The 23,482-nt window shown below is 36.0% G+C and carries 19 protein-coding genes; 13 read left to right on the top strand and 6 right to left on the bottom strand.

The genetic code is table 11. The annotated features are described in order from the left end of the window. Positions 1 to 15 precede the first annotated feature (15 nt). Positions 16 to 1,194, bottom strand: coding sequence for an MFS transporter (locus ACY191_RS00285; protein WP_229366837.1), 1,179 nt, complete (start codon positions 1,192 to 1,194; stop codon positions 16 to 18). Positions 1,195 to 1,307: 113 nt separating this feature from the next. Between ACY191_RS00285 and ACY191_RS00280 the strand changes: the two genes are divergently transcribed. Further along, positions 1,308 to 2,204 carry a LysR family transcriptional regulator gene (locus ACY191_RS00280; protein ID WP_042737585.1) on the top strand — a complete coding sequence of 299 codons (897 nt, stop codon included), beginning with the start codon at positions 1,308 to 1,310 and terminating at the stop codon, positions 2,202 to 2,204. Positions 2,205 to 2,271: 67 nt separating this feature from the next. Here the strand turns inward: ACY191_RS00280 and ACY191_RS00275 are convergent, their stop codons facing one another. Then, on the bottom strand, positions 2,272 to 3,687 hold the full coding sequence (locus tag ACY191_RS00275; protein ID WP_229366838.1) for an MDR family MFS transporter: 1,416 nt from the start codon (positions 3,685 to 3,687) through the stop codon (positions 2,272 to 2,274). 213 nt (positions 3,688 to 3,900) lie between these two features. Here ACY191_RS00275 and ACY191_RS00270 point away from each other — a divergent pair, with 213 nt between their 5' ends. After that, a complete protein-coding gene (locus tag ACY191_RS00270; protein WP_463269839.1) occupies positions 3,901 to 4,425 on the top strand; it encodes a GrpB family protein in 525 nt (174 codons plus the stop codon). 167 nt (positions 4,426 to 4,592) lie between these two features. Here the strand turns inward: ACY191_RS00270 and ACY191_RS00265 are convergent, their stop codons facing one another. Continuing rightward, positions 4,593 to 6,212, bottom strand: coding sequence for a PucR family transcriptional regulator (locus tag ACY191_RS00265; RefSeq protein WP_042737582.1), 1,620 nt, complete (start codon positions 6,210 to 6,212; stop codon positions 4,593 to 4,595). Between the two features lie 309 nt (positions 6,213 to 6,521). Between ACY191_RS00265 and allW the strand changes: the two genes are divergently transcribed. After that, positions 6,522 to 8,012: an allantoin permease gene (allW, locus tag ACY191_RS00260; protein ID WP_229366839.1), complete on the top strand. Its 1,491-nt coding sequence runs from the start codon at positions 6,522 to 6,524 to the stop codon at positions 8,010 to 8,012. Beyond that, positions 8,002 to 9,369, top strand: a complete 1,368-nt coding sequence (gene allB, locus ACY191_RS00255) for an allantoinase AllB (protein WP_229366840.1) — start codon at positions 8,002 to 8,004, stop codon at positions 9,367 to 9,369. The genes allW and allB overlap by 11 nt, the downstream gene beginning before the upstream one ends. A gap of 179 nt (positions 9,370 to 9,548) precedes the next feature. Here allB and ACY191_RS00250 read toward each other — a convergent pair whose 3' ends face one another. The 3 genes from ACY191_RS00250 to ACY191_RS00240 all read right to left on the bottom strand — a co-directional run bounded on the left by ACY191_RS00250 (position 9,549) and on the right by ACY191_RS00240 (position 12,371). Further along, positions 9,549 to 10,148, bottom strand: a complete 600-nt coding sequence (locus ACY191_RS00250; protein WP_042737579.1) for a histidine phosphatase family protein — start codon at positions 10,146 to 10,148, stop codon at positions 9,549 to 9,551. A 121-nt stretch (positions 10,149 to 10,269) separates the two neighbouring features. Continuing rightward, entirely contained in the window at positions 10,270 to 11,529 is a 1,260-nt protein-coding gene (locus tag ACY191_RS00245) for a Zn-dependent hydrolase (protein ID WP_042737578.1), read from the bottom strand. Further along, positions 11,526 to 12,371: an alpha/beta hydrolase gene (locus ACY191_RS00240; RefSeq protein WP_107641896.1), complete on the bottom strand. Its 846-nt coding sequence runs from the start codon at positions 12,369 to 12,371 to the stop codon at positions 11,526 to 11,528. Before ACY191_RS00240 ends, ACY191_RS00245 begins: the two co-directional genes overlap by 4 nt. Positions 12,372 to 12,546: 175 nt before the next feature. Between ACY191_RS00240 and allC the strand changes: the two genes are divergently transcribed. The 9 genes from allC (at position 12,547) to ACY191_RS00195 (ending at position 23,181) form a co-directional block, all read left to right on the top strand. Continuing rightward, positions 12,547 to 13,779, top strand: coding sequence for an allantoate deiminase (gene allC / locus ACY191_RS00235; protein WP_107579353.1), 1,233 nt, complete (start codon positions 12,547 to 12,549; stop codon positions 13,777 to 13,779). Between the two features lie 167 nt (positions 13,780 to 13,946). Then, a complete protein-coding gene (gene allE / locus ACY191_RS00230; protein WP_042737575.1) occupies positions 13,947 to 14,735 on the top strand; it encodes a (S)-ureidoglycine aminohydrolase in 789 nt (262 codons plus the stop codon). Positions 14,736 to 14,750: 15 nt separating this feature from the next. Next, positions 14,751 to 15,782: an ureidoglycolate dehydrogenase gene (gene allD / locus ACY191_RS00225; protein WP_229366841.1), complete on the top strand. Its 1,032-nt coding sequence runs from the start codon at positions 14,751 to 14,753 to the stop codon at positions 15,780 to 15,782. A gap of 246 nt (positions 15,783 to 16,028) precedes the next feature. After that, positions 16,029 to 17,078 carry an ureidoglycolate dehydrogenase gene (allD, locus tag ACY191_RS00220; RefSeq protein ID WP_229366842.1) on the top strand — a complete coding sequence of 350 codons (1,050 nt, stop codon included), beginning with the start codon at positions 16,029 to 16,031 and terminating at the stop codon, positions 17,076 to 17,078. Between the two features lie 15 nt (positions 17,079 to 17,093). After that, complete coding sequence (locus tag ACY191_RS00215) at positions 17,094 to 18,854, top strand: acyl-CoA synthetase FdrA (protein WP_229366843.1); 1,761 nt, start codon at positions 17,094 to 17,096, stop codon at positions 18,852 to 18,854. A gap of 1 nt (position 18,855) precedes the next feature. Further along, a complete protein-coding gene (locus ACY191_RS00210; RefSeq protein WP_107579356.1) occupies positions 18,856 to 20,121 on the top strand; it encodes a YlbE family protein in 1,266 nt (421 codons plus the stop codon). Then, entirely contained in the window at positions 20,118 to 20,909 is a 792-nt protein-coding gene (locus tag ACY191_RS00205) for an oxamate carbamoyltransferase subunit AllH family protein (protein WP_229366844.1), read from the top strand. The genes ACY191_RS00210 and ACY191_RS00205 overlap by 4 nt, the downstream gene beginning before the upstream one ends. Further along, the gene (gene arcC / locus ACY191_RS00200; RefSeq protein ID WP_107511750.1) at positions 20,902 to 21,861 is read left to right on the top strand and encodes a carbamate kinase; all 960 of its coding nucleotides are present in this window, start codon (positions 20,902 to 20,904) and stop codon (positions 21,859 to 21,861) included. Before ACY191_RS00205 ends, arcC begins: the two co-directional genes overlap by 8 nt. Before the next feature lie 102 nt (positions 21,862 to 21,963). Next, positions 21,964 to 23,181 carry a CynX/NimT family MFS transporter gene (locus ACY191_RS00195; protein WP_229366845.1) on the top strand — a complete coding sequence of 406 codons (1,218 nt, stop codon included), beginning with the start codon at positions 21,964 to 21,966 and terminating at the stop codon, positions 23,179 to 23,181. Positions 23,182 to 23,482 lie beyond the last annotated feature (301 nt).

Here is a 23,482-nt window from a genome sequence, read left to right as displayed (position 1 = left end):
TTTTTTTGTACTTTTTTAAGTTTGAAGTTCAGTAAATGAATCAGCACTGGCTGTATATTTTTGGTTTCTCACGGTAACTAAGTAAATACTTAGTATGCTTGCTAGAATTCCAACAAGTAATACATAATTTGAACCTAACGTACTGATAAACACACCTCCAATAAATGTACCAACTGTTGTGCCAAGGTTAACTGCGGATAGGAAAATGCCATTTGATAAATCTGGTGCGTCAGGTGCTGCGCTAGTGACAATATATTGTGTTATGTTAGAGGAAATGCCTGCAACAATCCCCCATATTAATGTCAATATGAACATTGGAATGAGTTGAGAACCAAATACAAACATTGCGCTATAAATAATAATTAAGGTAAAGGGTAGGCCAAATATAGCTTTCTGTGGAATGGTAGTTAATAATTTTCCGCTTAATATATTACCAATTATATTTGCTGCACCATATATAAAGAGTGCGATAGATGCGATGTAATGTGTTGCGCCTGTTACGTTATTTAAGAAATCTGTGAGATAGCTATAAACACCAAATATCCCAGCATTGAATAACAATGAAACGATGATGGAAATCCAAGTTAACGGTCGCCTTAACATTTGTAATTGACTACCGTAAGATGCAGTTTTGTTGTTGGCCATTTTTGGAATAAAGTTTAAAGTCATAATCAAGACTATAATGTTGATGACTGCAAAGAAGGACATTGCGATTGCTAATGAAAATTGAGATGCCAAGAAATTGACGATAGGTACGCCGATTACCATACCAGCAGAGACGCCTATAAATACACGTGACACAGCTTTTGGAGCATCTTTCCTTTCAACAGAATCGGCAGCTACAGAAAATGCTAAGGCTATATAAACCGGATGGAATATGGCCGGAATAATTCTGGCAATCAGTAGTATGGTGAAACTTGTAGTAAATATAGAGATCACATTACTGACAACAAAAATAGCTAGGACAAGTAGCATAATACTTTTACGTTCTAATTTTGACATTACTAATGGCATGATAGGACCGGAAATAGCGATGCCAATTGCGAATGCTGATACAAGCCATCCCGCAGTAGAGGTTGATACATTAAATTGTGTTCCAATATTGGGGATCAGTCCAATAAAACCCATTTCAGTATTTAAAATACCAAAGACACCTAAAGTCAGAATGAAGATAATTAGTCTATTATTGTTCAATATTGTCACTCCTAAAATAATTGTTATCAGTAGTGTAATGTGTATAATGAGTTATAACAATTACTTAATAACTATGTCTAGATATGCTTAATTAACATAACAGGAGGTTCAAAATGGATTTAAGAACTTTATTCTATTTCGTTACAGTAGCAAAGGAAGAAAGTATTACTAGAGCTGCAAACTCATTGCATATTACGCAACCTACACTCTCTAGACAGATTAAAGATTTAGAGGAAGAATTGGGCGTTAAGTTATTTACCAGAAGTAACCATCATATTCATATAACTGAAGCAGGTGTGTTATTGAAGCAACGTGCTCAAGAGTTGTTGGATATGTCGCAAAAGTTGCAAGACGAGTTTAAATATATCGATAAACAAATTGAAGGTAATGTTTATGTTGGGTGTGGTGAAACGATTGGAATACAAATTATTGCTGAGATATTTAAAGAGATTCAACAGGAATACCCTAATGTGTATTTTCATATTTATAGTGGGAATGCAGAAGACATTGAGTATCGTTTAGATAGGGGATTGTTAGACTTTGGTATCTTAATTCAACCTGCGAATTTAAATAAGTATGAGGCATTGAATTTACCTTCTTCGGATAGGTGGGGACTAATTACGCAAAGGAATAGTAAATTTGCGCACTATAAACAAATTGAAAGAAAAGTACTTAGTAATGAACCACTTATTTGTTCGAGACAGGCGATTGACCAAACGATACCTAATAATGAGTTTTTAGATTGGCTTGGTGACAGTTATGATGAAGCGAATGTTGTAGCAACGTTCAACTTGGCATTCAATGCTGGTTTGATGGTCAAGGCAAACATTGGTCATGCAATTTCATTGGAAAATTTAATCGATACATCCGAGGAGAATGATCTTTGCTTTATTCCATTATATCCAGTGTTAGAGGCTAAACATAATATTGTATGGCGTAAGGATCATACCTTTTCCAAAGCGGCGCAATTGTTCTTAGATAGAGCGACTGCTGTTTGTAAAGATAATTAAATATTAATATAAAAAACACCCTTACGTGCCCGTAATAGCGTAAGGGTGCTAGTATTATGACGCAATGTTATCTTTTTTGAGTACGAATCATTAAAGTTAAAACAAAACCAATAATCAACAATACTGTAGTGAATGCAAAGGCTGCATCTACACCGAGTACTGTTGCATGTTGCATGATTTCAGTCTTGGATTGTTGTTTAGCATGGTTGGCATAATTTGTTCTAACGATAGCCATAATTGTAATCATTATCGCAGTACCAATAGCGCCAGCGATAATTCTTAATGAATTCATGATAGCAGTACCGTGTGAAATATTTTTAGTATCTAAAGCATTAATGCCGATTGTATTTAAAGGCATAATAATCAATGCTACTGCGAACATTCTTACGGCATAAATGACTACCACATACCAATATGGTGTATCTACAGTTAAGAAACAATGTAAGATAGTCATAATAATTAATAAAATAAAACCAGGTATAGCAAGTACTTTCAAACCATATTTATCAAATATCTTGCCGGTGTATACTGACATAAATGCATTTACGACAGCACCAGGTAAGATAACTAGTCCAGATAATATAGCTGATAAGCCTAAACCAGTTTGAATATACATTGGTATTAATAAAGCGGGTCCCACAATTCCGATAAATAATACCATTGACGAGAATGCAGATAATGAAAATGTTCGATTAGCAAACACGCGCATATTCAATAAAGGATTGTCGATACGAATTTGTCTAGATACAAATACACCGACAATAATTATACCGAGAATTAACGAAATGATGACAATCGGAGAAGAAAATCCAAGGTTACCGGCACTACTAAATGCATAGAGCATTAAACCAAACCCAAATGTTGAATAAACAACTGAAGTTTTATCTAATTTCGTTAATTTAGTTTCATTATTACTTTCGACAAAAATAGCACCAATGATAAATGCAATCAAAGCGATTGTAGCGACTACAAGGAATGGCGCTCTCCAACTAAATGAATCAATTAAAAATCCTGTTAAAGTTGGTCCGATTGCTGGTGCGGATTGGGCTACGATACCAGTGAGCCCCATTGCGAATCCACGTTTTTCAGCTGGGAATAACGTGAAGACGGTAAACTGCATCAGTGGTAATAGTATACCTGCACCTATAGCTTGGATAACACGTGCAAACATGAGTAACCCAAACGATGGTGATAATGCAGCAATAATAGATCCAATCAAGAAAGCACTCATAGAGAATATATAGAGTGGTCTAGTATGGAATCGGTCCATTAGAAATGCTGTTAACGGAATCATAATCCCATTAACTAACATAAATCCCGTAATAAGCCATTGAGCAGTTGTTTCAGTTATTTTTAAACCTGTAATAATTGCAGGTAAAGCTGTGTTCAGTAGTGTTTGGTTAAGCATTGCTACAAATGCACTACTCAGCATAACTAAAATAATCGTATTTCTCTTTTTACTCGATAAAGCAATCTCCGACATTACAAATACATCTCCTTTTATAACATCCCAACAATAAATAGTAACGAATTTAAGTTAGCAAAGCAAACCATTTGTTTATAAAATCTAAATTCATTTGAATATATTCTTTTTAAAAACATAAACAAATTAAGCGTAATAGTGATGAAAACAGGGGATATAGTAATCGAAGTACAGTAGTTATATTGTATAGAGCGTAGATAAGGAGTAAGGAACATGAGAACAATAGAAGTGATGCCTTATGATGTTGCTTGGAAAGAAGCATTTAGTAGGGAGCAGGTGCAATTAGCAAAGTTGTTTAACAATGAAGTCGTTGATATATATCATATTGGTAGTACATCCGTACCCAATTTATACGCAAAACCCATCATTGATATATTGGTTGTAGTTAATAATATTAAAGTGGTAGATCATTATAACCAAGGGATGTTTGAATTGGGATACGCTGCAAAAGGTGAAAATGGTATTAAAAACCGTAGATTCTTTATAAAGGGTGGAGACCAAAGAACGCATCATGTCCATGTATTTCCTAAATCCGAACGGGCGCAAATTGAACGACATTTGGCTGTAAGAGACTATTTATTGGCGCATGACAATATGGCTGAACATTATGGTGAATTAAAGCGAAAATTGGCGAAGTCATTCAGATTTGATAGCGAAGGTTATTGTCAAAGTAAAGATGCGTATATGAAACGCTTAGAATCTATGGCGTTACAGTGGTATAACAACAAGCACCAGTAGCTACTTGTAAAAGCGAGATTTACAGGTCGACTACTGGTGCTTTAATTGATTTCAGGATATTAATTATGAAGTTGTTTGAAGTAGGGAGATGTCTAAATATTGCAACATAGGCACATTTAAACGAGTTACATACTTCGAGTTTTGAGAGTAACGCCGTGTTAGCTACACTATTCAAAGTCCATGATTTCAGAAACATATAATGCAATTCTGATATTTAAGGAATGAATTGGATCCTCGATATTGGTACCAATCATATTACTACATTTATTAATCCTGTATTTCACTGTATTACGATGGATATAAATTTTTTCTGCTGTCTTTGTAATGTCGCATTGGCTATCCATGTAGACTTGTAATGTTTGTTTAAGTTCTGAATCCTTCTTAGTTGAAGGATGACTTAGTGGTCCAAGCGTGTGTTTTACAAAGGGTTGTAGTTTCTCTTTAGGAATCAGTTGAAGTAACTCTTTGATATCCTTTGAATGATAGTCAGATATAAATTCGCGTTGATTATTTAATAAGGCATTTTCGTAAGCTTCATTTGCTTCGAAAAATGAAGATGCCAGTTGGGTGAATTCAGTGACCTCATTACCGATACCAAAGGAGATATTACCGTCAAAATGCTTAGGATATTCTTGTTGTATTTGTTGTAAATAATCATAATAATATTGATGCTTGCTTTGTAATAATATTGCGAATCGATCGTTACTCGGTAATCTATAAATACTTGTATAGGAATCGATGTCTGTCAGTTTATGCTTAAGCCAATGCAGTGTGAGTTGTTGACGCTCATTTATATAGTAACTATTCTCTAATGTATTCTCCGAATCAATGGCACAAATAATAATTTGATAATAATTAGAGCGATATATGTGATATTGCTGTAATAAGTCCGCATGTTTTTTGATAGATAATGCTTGATCCGACCGATTATTGACAAGTGACTCGAAAAAGCGATTAATGTCATTTTGTTCAGCTTCTTCAATTTTAGTATTTTTATATAAAGCAAAACTTAACACGCTTACAACCTGTTCGATCGTCAATAGACTAAATGGATAGGACAATTTGTCGACTTGAGAGACCATAAGGTAATAAGGGAAATAAGTATAGCCTAATACTTTAAAGATAATATGATCTTTATTTTCGAATACTTGCTTATTTTTATCTTGTTCTAGGTATTCGTGATAATGATTATGAAAATAGTTAATATGCGCGCGAGTCAATTTTTTGTTTTGTTGGTAATGATGACTGACCGCTTCTGGTACTTTGAAGGGATCAAATAAAATGATTGGAACACCTAATAATTTACTCATACGTTCTATCATCGATTTGATACTGAATCCTTTAATCAACAATTGATTTAGTTCTTGTTGAATGTGCAAAGCATAATTTAATTTTCCTGTTTCTGAATCAGAAATAAATGAGGAAATTTCATGTGTAATTTCTCCTAAATTCCATCCCTCTGGTATTTCAATTAATGGGAATCCAAGTTCATCCGCATATGCAATAACTTCTGGATCTATTTCGTGTAGAAACCTAGAAACTTTAATTCCCAGTCCTGCCGTGTGTATGTCATTTAAATCTTTGATTAATCTCTTTAAGCCTGCTTGACTCTCTTGGAATAAAACGCCAGTTGTTAATATAAATGAATTTTCTGACGTGAAATTTTTAATATCGTTGTTCTCAGTTATATCTAAATTGGTAACCTCAGACGACAAGTCCCCATTTTTATTTATAAGTTCTAAGCCTTTAAATTGAGGAACGGATAGAATTTCTTTAAGTGTAGTCAATGTGCTTACCTCCGTCTCCATAGTAGTTAAAATTTTTAGAAAATTTGCAAAAATAATTGCGTTTCTCTGTGAAAAAAAGTAATAATATAGTATATTTATAAGAAAATATCACATATTAATAACATTAGTAAATGAGATAAAAATAACTCTATATATTATGAATTATACACTTTTTTGTTCGAAATATATAATTTTTGTTAGAAGATATGTCATAGTCAACAAAGAAAAACGCTTACACTAGATATAAACTATTAATAAAGCATTATACAAAAAAGTTATAAGTTTATTATAGCAAAGGAGTTTTAAATAATGGGAACAGTGGGGAAGGCTACGTCGCATGACCAAAGCTTTTTCGAAAAGCGCGGTTACAACAAAGACATCATACCGAAGACGCCGGCACAAAGAAACAATTCCGCATTCAACTTTTTTACTTTGTGGATGGGTGCCGTGCATAATATACCGAATTATACAGCGGTTGGAGGGTTTTTATTAATTGGTTTATCGCCATTGCAAGTCATCATTGCATTAATCTTTAGTTCTTTCTTTATCGCATTACTATTAGTCGCAAATGGATATGCCGGTTCTAAATATGGCATACCTTTTTCTATGCAATTACGTTCTACATATGGTGATGTCGGTGCGAAACTGCCAGGCGTATTACGTGGTGTGATTGCTGGTATTGCATGGTTTGGCTTACAAACATTTGCTGGTTCGCAAGCGTTACATATTTTATTAAATAAGATCTTTCCAGGTTTTAATGATATTGGACATGGGATGACAATTTTAGGAATTACAATTCCAGCATTGATCGCTTTCCTTATATTCTGGGCAATTAGCTTTGCAATTGGCTTTGGTGGTGGTGAGATTCTTAATAAATTCACAGCCATTTTAAACCCATTAATATACATCGTGTTTGGAGGCATGGCGATATGGGGCATCACTGTTTCGGGTGGCGTCAGCAATATCCTAAATTATGATATTTCGACTAAGACAGATGGCATACTTTATCCAGCAATCTTATCATTCTTCTTGATATTTAACTCGTTGTTAGGTGTATGGGCTGGTCCTGGTTCCAGCGTTGCAGATTTTACACAAAATGCAAAATCTACTAAAGCACAAGTGATCGGTCAAATATCAGGTATTGTTGTAGCGCATGTTCTCTTTGCGTTTGCGAGTGTCTTTATTATCATTGGTGGTTCTATTTATCTTGGACATCAAGAATGGAATATTTTAACTATCATCAATGAATGGAGCAATTTCTGGGCAATACTTATTGCTACGGGTGTATTGTTGATGACTACGATTTCAACTAATGCGACAAGTAATATTATTCCGGCAGCGTATCAATTGAGTGCATTGATGCCTAAGATTGTGAATTACCGTAGAGGCGTCATTATTGCTTGTGTAGCAAGTGTACTTATTATGCCTTGGAAGATGATGGAAAATGAAGGCAGTATTGTAGTATTTCTAAATGCAATCGGGGCATTTTTAGGTCCGGTAGCAGGTGTGATGATTGTGCACTTCTACCTTGTGACTCGATGTCAAATTAATTTAGAAGAATTGTATTTTGATATGTTTGATAAAGAAATCAATATTCAACGTATTAACATTTCAGCATATATAGCAACTATTGTTGGTGTCGTAATTTCATTATTAGGATTTTTACCAGCATTTAAGGTTATTTCTGATTTTTCATGGTTTATCGGTTTCATAATTTCTAGTGTGATTTATATTATTTTGCACTATTTATTAAAGGTATTTTCTAAAGAAAAAGAAGGAGTGAAGTATAATGAAGTTTGATTTAATTATCAAAAATGGTTTAGTAATTTTAGAAAATGGAGAGCAAAATGTCGAGGTAGGAGTTAAAGATGGAAAAATAGCTGCAATTGGACATGACTTAGGCGAGGCTACGAAAGTCATCGATGCCGAAAATCAAATAGTATCTCCAGGTATGGTCGATGCACATGTGCATATTACTGAACCAGGTGGTGGATATCGTGATGGTTGGGAAGGTTATGAAACTGGAACTAAAGCCGCTGCTAAAGGTGGGGTAACTTCATTTATCGAAATGCCGTTAAACCAAGTACCAGCGACAACAGATAAAGCTTCTATTGAAGTGAAATTTGAGGCAGGTAAGGATGAACTTGCAGTAGACGTGGCAAGTTATGGTGGGTTAGTGCCATACAATTTAAATGGTGGTATTCAAGAGTTGGACGAAGCAGGTGTCATTGGTTATAAAGCGTTTATTGCTACTTGTGGAGACCGTTCTATTGAAGGAGACTTCCAAGATGTAGATGATTATTCATTGTATGAAGGAATGAAACAAATTGCTAAGACAGGAAAAATCTTATCAATTCATTCTGAGAATGCGGCCATTACAGATCGTTTAGGACAAATTGCTAAAGAAAATGGCGAAACAACATTGAGTGCTTATGTAGACACAAGACCAGTATTTACTGAAGTTGAACCAATCCGTAAAATTATCTTATTTGCGAAAGAAACAGGTTGTCGTGTGCATATTGTTCACGTTGCATGTGAAGAAGGTGTAGATGAGGTTGTTAAAGCACAGCAAGAAGGTGTTGATATTACCTGTGAAACATGTACACATTACCTTTACTTCTATAAAGAGGAGTTAGATGATATTGGTCCTGTAGTAAAATGCTCTCCACCAATCCGTGAAAAATCACGTCTTGAAGGTATGTGGAATCGTGTATTAAATGGTGATATCGGATTTGTTACATCAGATCATTCACCGTGTACACCAGACTTGAAAGCAACTGATAATGCCTTTGAAGCATGGGGTGGCATTGCAGGCTTACAAAATAATGTCGATGTACTCTATGATGAAGGTGTACAAAAACGTAATATGACTTTGAAACGTTTCGCAGAAATTATTGCCACTGAACCAGCAAAACGCTTTGGAATGTATGATAAGGGTAGTATCGAAATTGGTAAAGATGCAGACTTTGTATTTATCAAACCTGATTCACCTTATACTTTGACAGAAGCAGATTTAGAATATCGTAATAAAATGAGCCCATATCTTGGTAGAGAAATTGGAGCACAAGTGACTCGAACAATATTAAGAGGTCAAGAGATTTATAATCAAGAAACAGGTGTCGCAGATATCAGAAGCGGTCGTTTCATTAATTATTAATATGTAGTGAAAAATCCTTTAATGACACACAATATGTGTGGGTATTAAAGGATTTTTTGTATACATTACATTGCTGTTGATATGATGTAACTAGAGCATATCTTTTGATATCACAGGCTAGTCTATTACATTGTGGTTAACAATACGCAATTGGCTTATACGTAGCGGATTCTTAATTATTATATTTTGCTATTATTTGTTAATGTTTGAGGGTTTAAATGACTGATTTCATTATAGCTAACAATTTCACCTGAACGCTCACTTAGATGTAATGTTGTGATACCACCATTATTTAAACGTGACACTCCAGTCCCCATTTGTCCGTTCGTATAGTGGTAAACAATTGCATTGATAAAGGCACCATGTGAAACAATCAAAATATGTTGGTCTTTGTATTGTTGAGTTACTCTATCTAATCCTTTTAAAAAGCGAGCAGTTACCATGTTAGAGTGTTCTTTTTTAGGGTAGTTGCGTTCAGGGTATAATTGATCTCGCTCTGCAAATGTTAAACCTTCTGCTTCTCCGAAACCAACTTCTATAAATTCTTCCATTTCAATAAGAGGGATGTTGAGATGGTCTTGAATAATCTCAGCAGTCTTACGTGCTCTTTTTAAAGGACTTGTAATAATGATATCCCAATCATTTGGATTTAGAAATGTTCCGCATGCTTTGGCTTGTAGTTCGCCGTTTTGGTTTAAGGGGATATCTGTGCGCCCTTGTAGTCTTCCTGCAGTGTTCCATGCAGTTTCTCCATGTCTTATAAAGCTAATATATGTCATTATCATCAACCTCGTAATATGATTATCTAACTGTTACTCTATGATTCATAGTGTCTCACTAGTTTGTAATATTTTCAAAAATAAAAAACCGAGTCTCAATAATGGAACTCGGTTTTTTATATTAGGATTCATTTGTGGCTAATGTAATGTCTAACTTTGATAATTCAATCGTTGTATCGATAAGTACTTGTATGCCTTTTGCTATTTGCTCAGATGTGACGGATTCCTTTGGAGAATGACTGATTCCGTCTTTACAAGGTATGAAAATCATACTGGTTGGACAGATTGGAGCGAAATTCATTGCATCATGACCAGCACCACTATACATATAACGATAACTATAATCTTGATTTATACAACTGTGTTCAGTAATTTGGGCGATTTGTTGATTGAAGCTACGTGGCTGATCCTGCCCTAAATCGTCTAATTGATAGCTTTGTAAACGACGTTCAGTAATTTCTGCTATTGCTTGCTTAACCTCATTTACAACTTGTTCTCTGATAGCTTGCTTTTTACCACGAATATCTATAAGTAATGTAACTTCACCAGGAATGGCATTCATCGTATTAGGATATACTTGGGTGTATCCTACCGTTGTAACGATACCTTGCGCATGATAAGTCCTACCAATGGATTCGATTGTTAGAATGATTTCTGCAGCAGTGGTCAATGCATCACGTCGCATGGGCATTGGTGTGGAACCTGAATGACTTGTCACGCCTTGAATTTGTAATTTGAAACGGTGCGGAGCGGCAATGTCAGTAACAATACCAATATCTTTGTTATTATTTTCTAAAATAGGACCTTGTTCAATGTGTAATTCTAAAAAGGCTTTGATTTTATTGCGTTCAAATAATGCTGTTTTTCCATTCATATCTTGTGCCAAGGGTGCCACAATATCGTACAAAATATTGCCATCATTATCATGTATATCTTTCATGTCTTCTTTAGTCATTTTGCCGGTTAAATATTTACTACCTAAAGTAGCTTCATTGAAACGTGTCGATTCTTCACAAGCGAAAGCGATAATAATCAATGGGTGGTCTGTTTCAATTTGATGTTCATTTAAATGTTCAACTACTTCAAGGGCACCTAAAACCCCCAATAATCCATCATATTGTCCGCCATCTTTCACCGTATCGATATGCGAACCTAATACAATGGGTTTTAAATGAGGATATTTACCCTCTCTGCGAGCAATTACATTTCCAAAAAAGTCAAAATATACATCTAATCCAGCCTTTTGACAGAGCATTGAAAATTTAAGTGCTGCTAACCGTTCAGGATGACTAAAAGCAATCCGGTTGATACCACCATTCGACGTATTACGTGCAAAGTTATTAAATGTTTGGAAATTATCAATTACGTTATCTATATTCATTGGTTATCTCCTCCATAATGTTGGACAACTTGATTAAGGAATTGAACTACTTTGTGGTAAATTGCGATGCCTTTTTCATTAAATGTTCTATCAAAATCATGCTCATTTAAGGATAGGGATTCGAAATGACTTTCTTCTATAAAGCGATGAATATGTTCACTTTCACTATACGGCACATCTGGATCTCCAGTACAATGAACGATAAAGGTAGGTGGAAAAGATTCTAATTGTTGTGGTGAAATATTAAATTGCTGTTGTGAAGAAGATTGAATACCCAAATAATTAATCCATTCAGCTTGTCCTCTAGCATATAAATAAATTGTATATCTCGCTTGAATTGGTCCAGTGACTAACGGCTCCTTTTGAATGAGTTGATTGATGATATTAGGTGATAATTGTGATGATAGTGCTTGAAATTGTTTATTAGCTGTTAAAAAAGCAGGTGTATGTATGCGTGCATACCCATAAAAATCAATTACACCTGCGACTGTTTTGTTTAAGGCGACGAGCATCGCCAAGTATGCTCCGGCTGAACGACCGAAAGTGAACAGCGGTAGTTCTGGATAAGTTGCTTGTATATGATCAAAGTTGAGCAACGCGTCGCTGATAATGGTTTCTAAATTACTTTCCGGAGCTAAGCGATAAGAAACAAGTATTAAGTGATAATTTTCAGTGAGTATATCAATATATGCCTGTTCTAAATCATTTGGTTGTCCAAAGATCAGACCACCTCCATGATAATAAACGATAACCCCTTTAACATCATCTTGCTTAGCAGTAATAGTAGTGTATGGTAATGAAAAACCATCTGTCGTTAGACAGCTTGATGTTTGTTGAGTCAAAGTGATGAGCCCCCTATTTTAGATATATTTAGCTAATTATAGTATCTCAAAGAAAATTGTAGAAGTATTTGTATAAATCGAATAAAAGTAGTGCTTATTATTGTAAGAATTGTGAATGATAACAAAAATGTAAACGCTTATAATTAAATATGACATAGCAAAGGAGTTGAAATACATGGACATCCGATCTTCTTTTGAAGCTTTAGACAAAAAAATCACTAGTTATGGTGGATTGGCAGGCGGTGGCATCACACGCTTACTCTATACGAAAGAGTGGTCAAATGCTGTACATGGTTTAAGAGAATCACTAAATGAAAAAGGTTTCGACACACGTTTTGATAGTGTTGGAAATTTAATTGGTCGTATCGAAGGTAGTAAATATCCAGAGGAAATAATTATGTCTGGATCACACATCGATACAGTTGTTGAAGGTGGCCATCTCGATGGACAATTCGGTGTCCTCGCAGCAACAGTTGCGATGGAATCATTGAAGGCAACACATGGTCAACCATTACGTTCATTAGAAATATTAGCATTAGCAGAAGAGGAAGGCAGTCGTTTCCCGTTTGCATTTTGGGGAAGTAAAAACTTTTTCAATTTAGCAGAAAAGTCAGAAGTAGAATCTATTGCAGATGCAGAAGGTGTCAAATTCGAAGACGCAATGCATCAAGCAGGGTTCGATTATCGAACGGCTGACAATGATTATAGTGACGTGAAGTCATTCGTAGAAGTACATATTGAACAAGGGAAAGTGCTTGAAACTGAACAGAAAACGATTGGTATCGTAGAAGGTATTGTAGGTCAAAAGCGCTACACAATTAATTTAAAAGGTGAAGCAAACCACGCAGGAACTACACCTATGGGATTAAGAAGAGATGCTGTAGTTGCATTCAGCAAGATAGCCGTTGCGTTAACAGAACGTGCCGAAGAAATAGGCGATCCGTTGGTGATTACCTTTGGTCGTGTTGATCCTGTCCCTAATACAGTTAATGTAGTACCAGGAGAAGTAACGTTCTCTATTGACTGTAGACATATTAATCAAGCTGAGCTTGATCAATTTGCAGCGGAAATTGATACATGTATTAAGCAGATTTCTAAAGAGCAAGGCGTGGCTTGTGACATAGACTTATGGATGGACGAAGCGCCGACATTGATGGATGAACGTTTAGTAGGAGAAATTACTAAGGCAGCAGAACAAGTTGTTGGTCAAGCGGACTGTAAAGTAATGCCGTCAGGTGCAGGTCACGACTCTCAAATATTTGCAAAATATGTCCCTACTGCAATGATGTTCGTTCCTTCAATCAATGGTGTAAGTCATAACGTAGAAGAAGAGACAAAGTTAGACGATTTAGTTAAAGGTATAGAAGTATTAAAGCAAGTATTGTATCAGTTGGCTTATGAAGAATAATTAATAGTCACACTTTGCAATATTTTAACGATATATGAAGCGTTTATATTTCAATTTATAAGCGCTTTATATATTGAAATTCAATAGATATATAAGAAATAGAATGTAAATAACACGCAACAATAATAACTAGGTTTTATCAAAAAGACAAAGGAGCATGAATATTTATGGGTTATATCAATCATAATCAAGGATATAGAGAAGGTTTATTAGAAACGCGCTCAGTAATTAAGAAAGATAATTATGCAGTAATTACACCGGATGGGCTAGTAAATAATGTCGTTCCCGGATTTGAAGATTGTGACGTAACAATTATGGGTTCACCAAGATTAGGTGCGCGTTTTGTAGATTATATTGTCACACTTAAAAATCAAGGCGGTAATAAACAAGGTTTTGGTGGCGATGGCGTACAAACATTTATCTATGTTGAATACGGAAATATCAAAGCATATGCTGGCGATAAAAAGTATGAATTAAGTGCAGGTGGCTATTTATATGTTCCACCACATTTAGTAATGACATTTGAAAATAGTAATCAAAATAATGATAGTCGTGTATTTTTATACAAAAAACGTTATCAACCATTAGCAGGTTTCGAGCCTGAAATCGTGACAGGTAATGTGAATGAAATGAAACAAGAACCTTATGAAGGTATGGCTGAAGTGAAAGTTATAGATTTACTTCCTAAAGAACTTGCTTATGACATGAATATTCATATTTTATCATTTGAACCTGGTGCTTCTCATGGTTATATCGAAACGCATGTTCAAGAGCATGGCGCATATATTTTAAGTGGACGTGGCATGTACAACTTAGATAATGAATGGATGCCAGTCGATAAAGGTGATTATATTTTCATGGGGGCTTATTCACCACAAGCAACATACGCAGTAGGGTTAGATGAACCTTTTGCTTACATCTATTCAAAAGATGCTAATAGAGATATAGAAATTTAAGAAAGGTTGTTAAGGATGGATGAAGAGTCATTAGTATACGTTGAGCGTGAGCAATTACGTCAGTTATTTATAGAGAAATTGACCAAAGCTGGTTTGCCAGCGATTTATGCAAATAAGACAGCAGATTTAATGTTGTTTGCAGATGAGCGGGGCATACATTCTCACGGCTCTGTCAGAATGCAATATTATGCTGAGCGTATTATGAAGCAAGGAATTAATTTGTCACCTGAGCTCAAATTCACGCAAACTGGACCTTCAACAGGTACGTATTTCGGTGATAATACAGTTGGTCATTATGTAGCGTATGAAGCAATGAAAGAAGCAATTTCACTTGCGAAATCAAATGGTATTGGTGTCGTAGGTGTTCGAGAAATTGGTCATAGTGGCGCAATAGGCTACTATGCTCAACAGGCTACATACGAGGGAATGGTAGCGTTGACTGTGTGTCAATCAGATCCAATGGTTGTGCCTTTTGGTGGCACCAAGCCATACTTCGGTACCAATCCAATTGCCTTTGCGGCACCACGTCAGTCGGGTGAACCATTACTATTTGATATGGCGACAACAGTACAAGCGTGGGGGAAAATATTGGATGCGCGTTCTAAACATAAATCTATACCTGAGACATGGGCAGTAGATGAGCAAGGTCAGCCGACGACCGATCCATATAAAGTATCCGCGTTACTGCCAGTAGCAGGGCCGAAAGGTTACGGCTTAATGATGATGATTGATATCCTTGCAGGCAGTCTCTTAGGTTTACCATTCGGCAAACATGTCAGTTCAATGTATGAAGATTTGAGTCAATATAGACGGTTAGGACAATTTCACATTGTGATTAATCCAGCTTTCTTTGGTGATGAACAACAGTTCTTGAACCAAATTACTGAAATGGTAAATGAATTACATGCTATCGATCCGGCGCAAGGGTTCGATCAAGTATATTACCCAGGTGAAATACAAGAAACAGTAAAGCAGCGTTACGCTGAAAGTGGCATACCGATTGCACGAAGTATTTATGAATACTTGATTTCGGATGAAATTTATTAACTTAAAGCATATAGAAGTGACCAGGATGATTTAATGAATTTTATCTTTTGATAGTAAATGATTGAACATCCTGAGTAACTTCTTTTTTATTGCATGCGTGTTAGAGATAGCTATTAACGTTATAGCATATGTAGATTAGCGATCAGTATTGCAAGTTAAGTGGCAATAACTGAACTTGTTTAGTATTGCATAAAATGAAATTTATGACGATTAATGATTAACCAAATGATTGAAGGAGGTAAAGATGTGCGTTTAACTAAAGAAACTTTATTTGATTTAATGAAACAAAAATTGCAAAAGGCAGGTTTAAACGAGGATGCAGCTAGTGATGTTGCTGATGTTCTAACATTTGCAGATCATCGAGGTATTCATTCGCATGGTGCAGTCAGAGTAGAATACTACGCCGAACGTATCGCAAAAGGTGGTATCACGACAAATCCAAACTATGAATTTGAACAGACGGGACCGTCATCAGCAGTATTTGAAGGCGATAATGGTCCGGGACATCAAGCTGCCAAGCAAGCGATGGAACATGCCATTGAGATGGCCAAGGAAAATGGCGTTGCGGTGGTTGGTGTTAAGCATATTTCTCATAGTGGCGCATTAGGCTACTTTGTCGAAATGGCTGCCAAGCAAGATATGGTTGGTATTAGTATGTGTCAATCAGATCCTATGGTAGTACCGTTTGGTGGAACAGAGCCATATTTTGGTACGAATCCAATTGCGTTTAGTTCACCTTCAAATGACGAACGTATCATTACGTTCGATATGGCAACGACTGTACAAGCATGGGGCAAAGTGTTAGATGCGAGAGCGAAACATCAATCTATACCAGATACATGGGCTGTAAATGGTAAAGGTGAACCAACTACTGATTCGAGAGATGTTCACGCGTTATTACCTGTAGCAGGACCAAAGGGTTATGGATTGATGATGATGGTCGATATTTTGTCAGGTAGTTTATTAGGTGTGCCACATGGCGTCCACGTGTCATCCATGTATAAGGACTTGACTAAAGGGCGTGACTTAGGGCAATTACATATCGTTATTAATCCAGCATTCTTTACAGATTTAAATGAATTTAAAAAGAATATATCTACAATGTTAGATGAACTTAAAGCGCAACCTGCAGCTGAAGGATATGGAGAAATTTTCTATCCAGGCGAAAGAGGAAGATTGCGCAGTGACAAGTATGATAAGGATGGCATCGAAATTGTCGATGACATTTATGATTATTTAGTCTCAGAAGATGTACATTACGATAGATATCACGGCAAAAATAGATTTGCAGAATAATAATGGAGGAATAAAATGTTACACACAATTATTAAAGAAAACACGTACCAAGATTCGATTGTGCTTATGTTGTTATCGAATAAATTATCTGCGATAGAAGGCGTAAATAAAGTTTCAATAATGATGGGAACGCCTGCTAATAAAGATATTTTCAAATCATCAGGTCTAGGAACAGCAGAATTAGAAAATGCTAAGCCGAACGATATTGTAATCGTCATTGACACTGAAGATGCTGCAAAAGTTGAAGAAGTCGATCAAGAAGTTGAGGCAGAACTAAAAGGTAAGGCAGAAAGTAATGATCAAGAGCAAAAGCACAATGAAGCTTCGAATTGGTCTCGTGCATTAGAGTTAGCTAATAATCCGAACTTAGCGTTGATTTCGATTCCAGGTCAATATGCAGCTATGGAAGCTGAAAATGCGTTAAATCATAATTTAAATGTCTTTATGTTTAGTGACAATGTAGCAAAAGAAGATGAAACACGTTTAAAAAATTTAGCACATGACAAAGGATTACTCGTTATGGGTCCTGATTGTGGTACAGGTATTATCCATGGCTTACCACTCGCATTTACGAATATTGTTAACGAAGGTGATATTGGTATTGTCGGTGCTTCTGGAACTGGTATTCAAGAAGTGACAACAATCATTGACCGCGAAGGTAAAGGTGTTACAAATGCTATCGGTACAGGTGGAAGAGATTTATCATCTGAAGTCGGGGCAATTACTATGTTAGACAGTATAAAAGCATTGAATCAAGATCCTACTGTAAAGGTTATAACAGTAATTTCTAAACCACCAGCTAAAGAAGTAGAGGAACAAGTACTTAGTGTGTTACGAAATATAGAAAAACCAGTAGTTACTTTATTCCTTGGAGCAAAACCAACTTATACGGAAACAAATATTTACCATGCTTATACATTAGAAGAAGCAGCACGTGTATCAGTGCAACTTTCAAATGGAGAGACACCAAACTTTAAACCAAGATTATTTGAAAATATATCAGCTAATCTAACAGCCAAGCAAGATGGTATCAAAGGTTTCTATTCTGGTGGAACATTAGCATCTGAAGCTGCAATGCTCGTTAAAGATACATTAGGTGATTTGTCTAGTGGCGAAACACCGGAAGGATTCGCATATAAAGGCGGTAACCACGAGATTATTGACTTGGGTGATGACATCTACACTCAAGGCAAACCACATCCAATGATTGATCCTTCAAAACGTATTGAAATGTTGGAAACATCTTCAGATGATCCTGCTACTGCAGTTATTATGTTAGACAACGTGATTGGTTATGGTAGTCATGATGATATGGCGAGTGAACTTGCACCTACAATTCAAAAGATCTTAAACAAAGTTAAAGCAGACGGTCGTTCTCTTGTAGTATTAGCGACTGTAGTGGGTACAGAACATGATTATCAAGGATATCAAGCTCAAATTGAAACATTAAAAGCTGCAGGCGCTATCGTTTGTGATACAAATGATCAAATGGTACGTACAGCATTAAATTTAATTGGTAGTACAGTTGAGCAACCACAATTAGAAGTGAAACAAATTGATGCAGATCCAGTTGATTTATCTGTAGACGATAAAATTATGAATTTAATCAATGTTAAACCTAGTGTGATTAACATTGGATTGAAGAGTTTTACTGAAGCAATTCAATCAAACGATGCACAAGTTGTCCAATTTAATTGGAGACCTATTGCTGGTGGAAATGAAAAATTAATGAAAGTACTCCAATACTTAAATAACTTCGAAGGAGAGACGGTATAAGATGGGTTACAAAACAATAGATGAAGCAAACCAAGCTGTAATAGATAAAATGATTTCAGCAGCACCTTTCTTAGTGGATGTTGTGCCTGCAAAATCAAAAATTCCAGAATTGACTGATCACGTATTATTACATGCTGGACCGCCAATCAAATATGAAAACATGACGGATCCAATGCAAGGTTCGTGTGTAGGCGCTATTTTGTTCGAAGGTTGGGCTAACAATGAGCAAGAAGCGAGACAATTATTAGAAGGTGGAAAGATTACATTAATTCCATGTCACCATGTAAATGCCGTTGGGCCTATGGGTGGTATCACTTCTGCGAATATGCCAGTTCTAGTCGTTGAGAATAGAGAAAGTGGAAATGAAGCATATTGCCAAATGAATGAAGGTATTGGTGCGGTTTTACGTTTTGGCGCTTATAACGAAACAGTCGTGAATCGTTTGCACTGGATGAAAGATGTATTAGGTCCAGTATTGAGTAAAGCTTTAAGACAAATGGATGAAGGTTTAAACGTAAATGTGTTAATTGCCAAAGCAATTGCAATGGGAGATGAATTCCATCAACGAAACATTGCTGCCTCTTTAGCATTCTTGAAGGAAGTTACACCAATCATTAGTTCGTTGGAAGATGTAGAGCCAGCACAACGTACTGAAGTGCTGCAATTTTTAGCAGATACGGATCAGTTCTTCCTAAATATTGCAATGGCAACAGGTAAAGCTATGATGGACGCAGCACGTCAAATTGAACATGGTACGGTTGTTACGGCAATGTGTCGTAATGGTGAAAACTTTGGTGTTCGTATTGCTGGAATGGGCGATGAATGGTTTACAGCACCTGTTAATACACCACAAGGATTATACTTTACAGGTTATTCTGCAGATGATGCTAATACAGATATTGGTGATTCAGCTATCACTGAAACTATTGGTGTAGGTGGTATGGCAATGATTGCAGCTCCTGCTGTAACAAGATTTGTTGGTACTGGTGGATTTGAAGATGCTTTAGAAATCAGTAATGATATGACTGAAATTTGTATTGGTGAAAATCCGAATTTCGTTATTCCAACATGGAACTTTAAAGGTGCTTGTCTTGGAATTGATGCTCGTAAAGTTGTTGAAACAGGCATCACACCTGTTATCAACACAGGTATCGCACATAAAATTGCTGGATACGGTCAAATTGGAGCAGGTACAGTACACCCACCAATTGAATGTTTTGAAAAAGCAATCACTGCTTATGCAGAAAAATTAGGCTTTAAGGCGTGATTTATAGAGCGCTTGCAATTGGGGGTATTGCCCAGGAAATACTAGAAGAACGTGAGACATTTTATGTGCATAGTATTTTTAAAAAAGGATTTAATATCGTTAATCATAGACAGGAACTTATATTTATTGGAACAGATGACAATGGCACATTCCCATTTGGTATTCAAATTGACGCGCAAACACGTGATCAATTACTAGGTAAAGTACATCAACAGCAAACGATTAAAGTGAGTGCGAATACGATTTATATCGATGCTGAATGTCAACTTGTTTGGAAAGTGAAGCAACTCGCTTCATTTGAAGCACATATGAGTGATCAGGTGACACAACTACGCTCATGTGTTGCTAAATATGATTTCTCTGAATATGAGCAAGGTGATTTTAATAGTTCATATTTAAGACACTTTATTTACGCTTTAGCACATGGTAGTTCTGAAGAAGTGGAACGTTACTATCGCTTTATTATCGGTAGAGGACAAGGGTTAACGCCAACAGGTGACGATATTTTAACAGGTATGTTGTTCATTCATTTTATCAATCCGTATATTAGAAATCATAATTTAATTATTTTAAAGCAACTACTGAGAGAAACATTAACGACACTTGTCAGTGAAACTTTCTTAAAATGTGCACAAAAAGGTCTATTTAGTTCGAAAATATCAGTGTTACAAACAGAACCAACACCAGACAATATTGATCGCTTAATACAAGTAGGGTCATCATCAGGGAAAGATACATTGTATGGTGTGTTTGTAGCATTAACGTTAAGGAGTGGAACGTATGGGTAAGCGAGTAGTACTTGCTTTAGGTGGAAATGCAATCTTACAACCAAAGCAAGAAGCGACATACGAAAATCAATATAATAATATCAGTGCTGCTACTAAAAAGATGGCAGAATTAAAGCAACAAGGACATAATGTAGTCGTTACTCACGGTAATGGACCGCAAGTAGGTAATATCATCGCTCAAAATGAAGCGGCTAAAGATATTGTAGAACCTTTACCGATCAATGCTTGTAACGCAGAATCACAAGGGTTTATTGGATATATGATGGAAGAAGCGTTAAAGAATCATCTTGAGACTTTAAATATAGAAAGTAATGTAGTAACGTTATTGACAATGGTAGAAGTTGACAAAGATGATCCAGCATTTAAAAATCCAACAAAACCAATTGGAGTATTCTTTGATGAGGCCGAAGCGAAACGTTTAGAAGAAAAGCACGGCTTTGTTATGGCAGAAGATGCAGGAAGAGGATATCGCCGTGTTGTTCCATCACCAGAGCCACTAGTGATTCATGGTGTGAATCAAATCAAGGCGCTTATTGATCAAGCGATTGTTATTTCATCTGGTGGTGGAGGTATACCTGTGTATCGTGATATCCAAGGTAAGATACATGGTGTCGAAGCTGTCATTGATAAAGATCGCTCTGGTTTAAAGTTAGCACAACAAGTTGATGCTGATACCTTTGTAATGCTGACTGATGTATCTAACGTCTATGTGAATTACGGTAAACCGAATGAAGAAAAGCTAGAGACAATTTCAGTAGAACAGGCTAAACAATATGTAAGTGAGGGGCAATTCCCAGCAGGTAGTATGTTACCTAAAGTTGAAGCAGCGATTCAATTTGCAGAAATGGGTAAAGAGGCCATCATTTGTTCATTAGATGATGCAATTGAAGCATTAGAAGGAAAAGCAGGTACACGCATCGTGCTAGAAGCGAGTACTGAAGTTGTAAATTAAACTTAAGTAAAGTTAATTTGGATACGAATCGGTCAAAGCTTATGTATTTGGTCGATTCGTTAACTTATTATATGACAAGATTACAAAGAAAGGTGATATAAAATGACTGATCCTTCTCATGTGAATAAGATAAATAAGAATTGGGGCGTGATTATAGCGATAGTATTTATCGCTTCGACGCTTCGTGCACCACTTACTTCCGTAGGTCCAGTAGTAGATGAGATAAAACATGTGATGGAGATAAATAATAGTGTTGCAGGTATACTCACAACGATACCGCTTGTTATTTTTGCTATTGTATCACCGGTTGTCTCTAAAGTAACAGCACGTCTGACGATGTCGCGAACGATATTGTACTCAACAATTTTACTCATATTTGCCCTTTATCTTCGTGTTACAGGTGATTTTACACTGTTTATTATTGGTACAGTTGTATTGGGTATTGCCATAGCATTTGGGAATGTGATGTTGCCTAGTTATGTAAAATGGTATTTTCCATTGCAAATTGGTGTGGCGACGGGAATTTATAGTGGGACGATGAATTTTACTGCAGGTTTAGGTGGAGGATTGAGCTTTCCATTATCACAAATATCACCTTTAGGATTTAGATTGTCTTTAGCATTTTGGATTGTTTTGGCAATTATGGCCATTATATTATGGTTGCCAAAAGCTCGAAAAGGGGCAACATTAGAACGTGCAGCTATGGATTCTAATGAGACGGTTAAACCAAAAAAAGTTAAAATCACTCGCTCTAAATTAGCGTGGATGGTAGCATTAACTATGGGCTTCCAATCAATGGTGTTTTATACCGTTGTTGCATGGGTACCATCAATTTTAGTAGATAGAGGTTTAGATCCATCAACTGCGGGTTATTTACTCATGTTAAATCAGTTCGCACAAGTACCAATGACCTTTACTTTTCCGATTATTGCTTCTAAGTTAAAGGATCAACGCATATTAGTAATTATTATTACGTTACTATTCATAGTAGGATTTAGCTTATTCTTCACACAATCTTTAGTACTACTTATTATAGGGATTGTTATTGCTGGTCTTGCGATGGGCGCTTGTTTCAGTTTATGTATGACATTCTTTTCAATTAGAGCGAAAACAAGTGAGGGCAGCATCTCTTTATCTGGTTTTGGTCAATCAGTAGGTTACTTGATAGCTGCCGTAGGTCCATTTTTAATCGGCTATCTTCATGATGCAACAGGTAGTTGGATTTCTGGAATCATTGCCTTGCTTGTAATGTCAGTGCTATTCTTTGCATTTGGTTATCCTGCTTCTAAGAGACGTGTCATAGAAGATGAATCATTATAACAAAAGAGTCAAGTTGAAAAATTAATTAGTTTGTAATGTAATAGCGATATTACGTCGAAGTAAGGTTGTTGTGATTCGATAGAGTTACTGTACAACTTATTAAGCCACCCACTTTCTAAGGATATTTGGAAGTGGGTGGCTTATTTATTATATTAATTCACAAGAAGCATCACTATACAATACTACAGTAGCTATTGGTGAGGATTTTTTACCGTGAATGGTAATAGTATGATCAGTATTAAAATCATGTTTGGTTTAGCTTTTGGTTAGACATTGTTGAGTATTGTTCAGTTGATATGTG

The organism is Staphylococcus sp. TCBT05 (assembly GCF_055179755.1).
Note: the sequence above shows the minus strand (reverse complement) of the source record. Positions and strands in the feature narration are given on the sequence as shown.

What these genes read in the sequence shown, in the direction of transcription:
- allD (WP_229366841.1), top strand. Translation starts at nt 14,751, where the DNA reads ATGGATGAAGAGTCATTAGTATACGTTGAGCGTGAGCAATTACGTCAG.
- allB (WP_229366840.1), top strand. Translation starts at nt 8,002, where the DNA reads ATGAAGTTTGATTTAATTATCAAAAATGGTTTAGTAATTTTAGAAAAT.
- allW (WP_229366839.1), top strand. Translation starts at nt 6,522, where the DNA reads ATGGGAACAGTGGGGAAGGCTACGTCGCATGACCAAAGCTTTTTCGAA.
- ACY191_RS00275 (WP_229366838.1), bottom strand. Translation starts at nt 3,687, where the DNA reads ATGTCGGAGATTGCTTTATCGAGTAAAAAGAGAAATACGATTATTTTA.
- ACY191_RS00195 (WP_229366845.1), top strand. Translation starts at nt 21,964, where the DNA reads ATGACTGATCCTTCTCATGTGAATAAGATAAATAAGAATTGGGGCGTG.
- ACY191_RS00245 (WP_042737578.1), bottom strand. Translation starts at nt 11,529, where the DNA reads ATGAATATAGATAACGTAATTGATAATTTCCAAACATTTAATAACTTT.
- allC (WP_107579353.1), top strand. Translation starts at nt 12,547, where the DNA reads ATGGACATCCGATCTTCTTTTGAAGCTTTAGACAAAAAAATCACTAGT.
- ACY191_RS00250 (WP_042737579.1), bottom strand. Translation starts at nt 10,148, where the DNA reads ATGACATATATTAGCTTTATAAGACATGGAGAAACTGCATGGAACACT.
- ACY191_RS00280 (WP_042737585.1), top strand. Translation starts at nt 1,308, where the DNA reads ATGGATTTAAGAACTTTATTCTATTTCGTTACAGTAGCAAAGGAAGAA.
- ACY191_RS00210 (WP_107579356.1), top strand. Translation starts at nt 18,856, where the DNA reads ATGGGTTACAAAACAATAGATGAAGCAAACCAAGCTGTAATAGATAAA.
- ACY191_RS00270 (WP_463269839.1), top strand. Translation starts at nt 3,901, where the DNA reads ATGAGAACAATAGAAGTGATGCCTTATGATGTTGCTTGGAAAGAAGCA.
- allE (WP_042737575.1), top strand. Translation starts at nt 13,947, where the DNA reads ATGGGTTATATCAATCATAATCAAGGATATAGAGAAGGTTTATTAGAA.
- ACY191_RS00215 (WP_229366843.1), top strand. Translation starts at nt 17,094, where the DNA reads ATGTTACACACAATTATTAAAGAAAACACGTACCAAGATTCGATTGTG.
- arcC (WP_107511750.1), top strand. Translation starts at nt 20,902, where the DNA reads ATGGGTAAGCGAGTAGTACTTGCTTTAGGTGGAAATGCAATCTTACAA.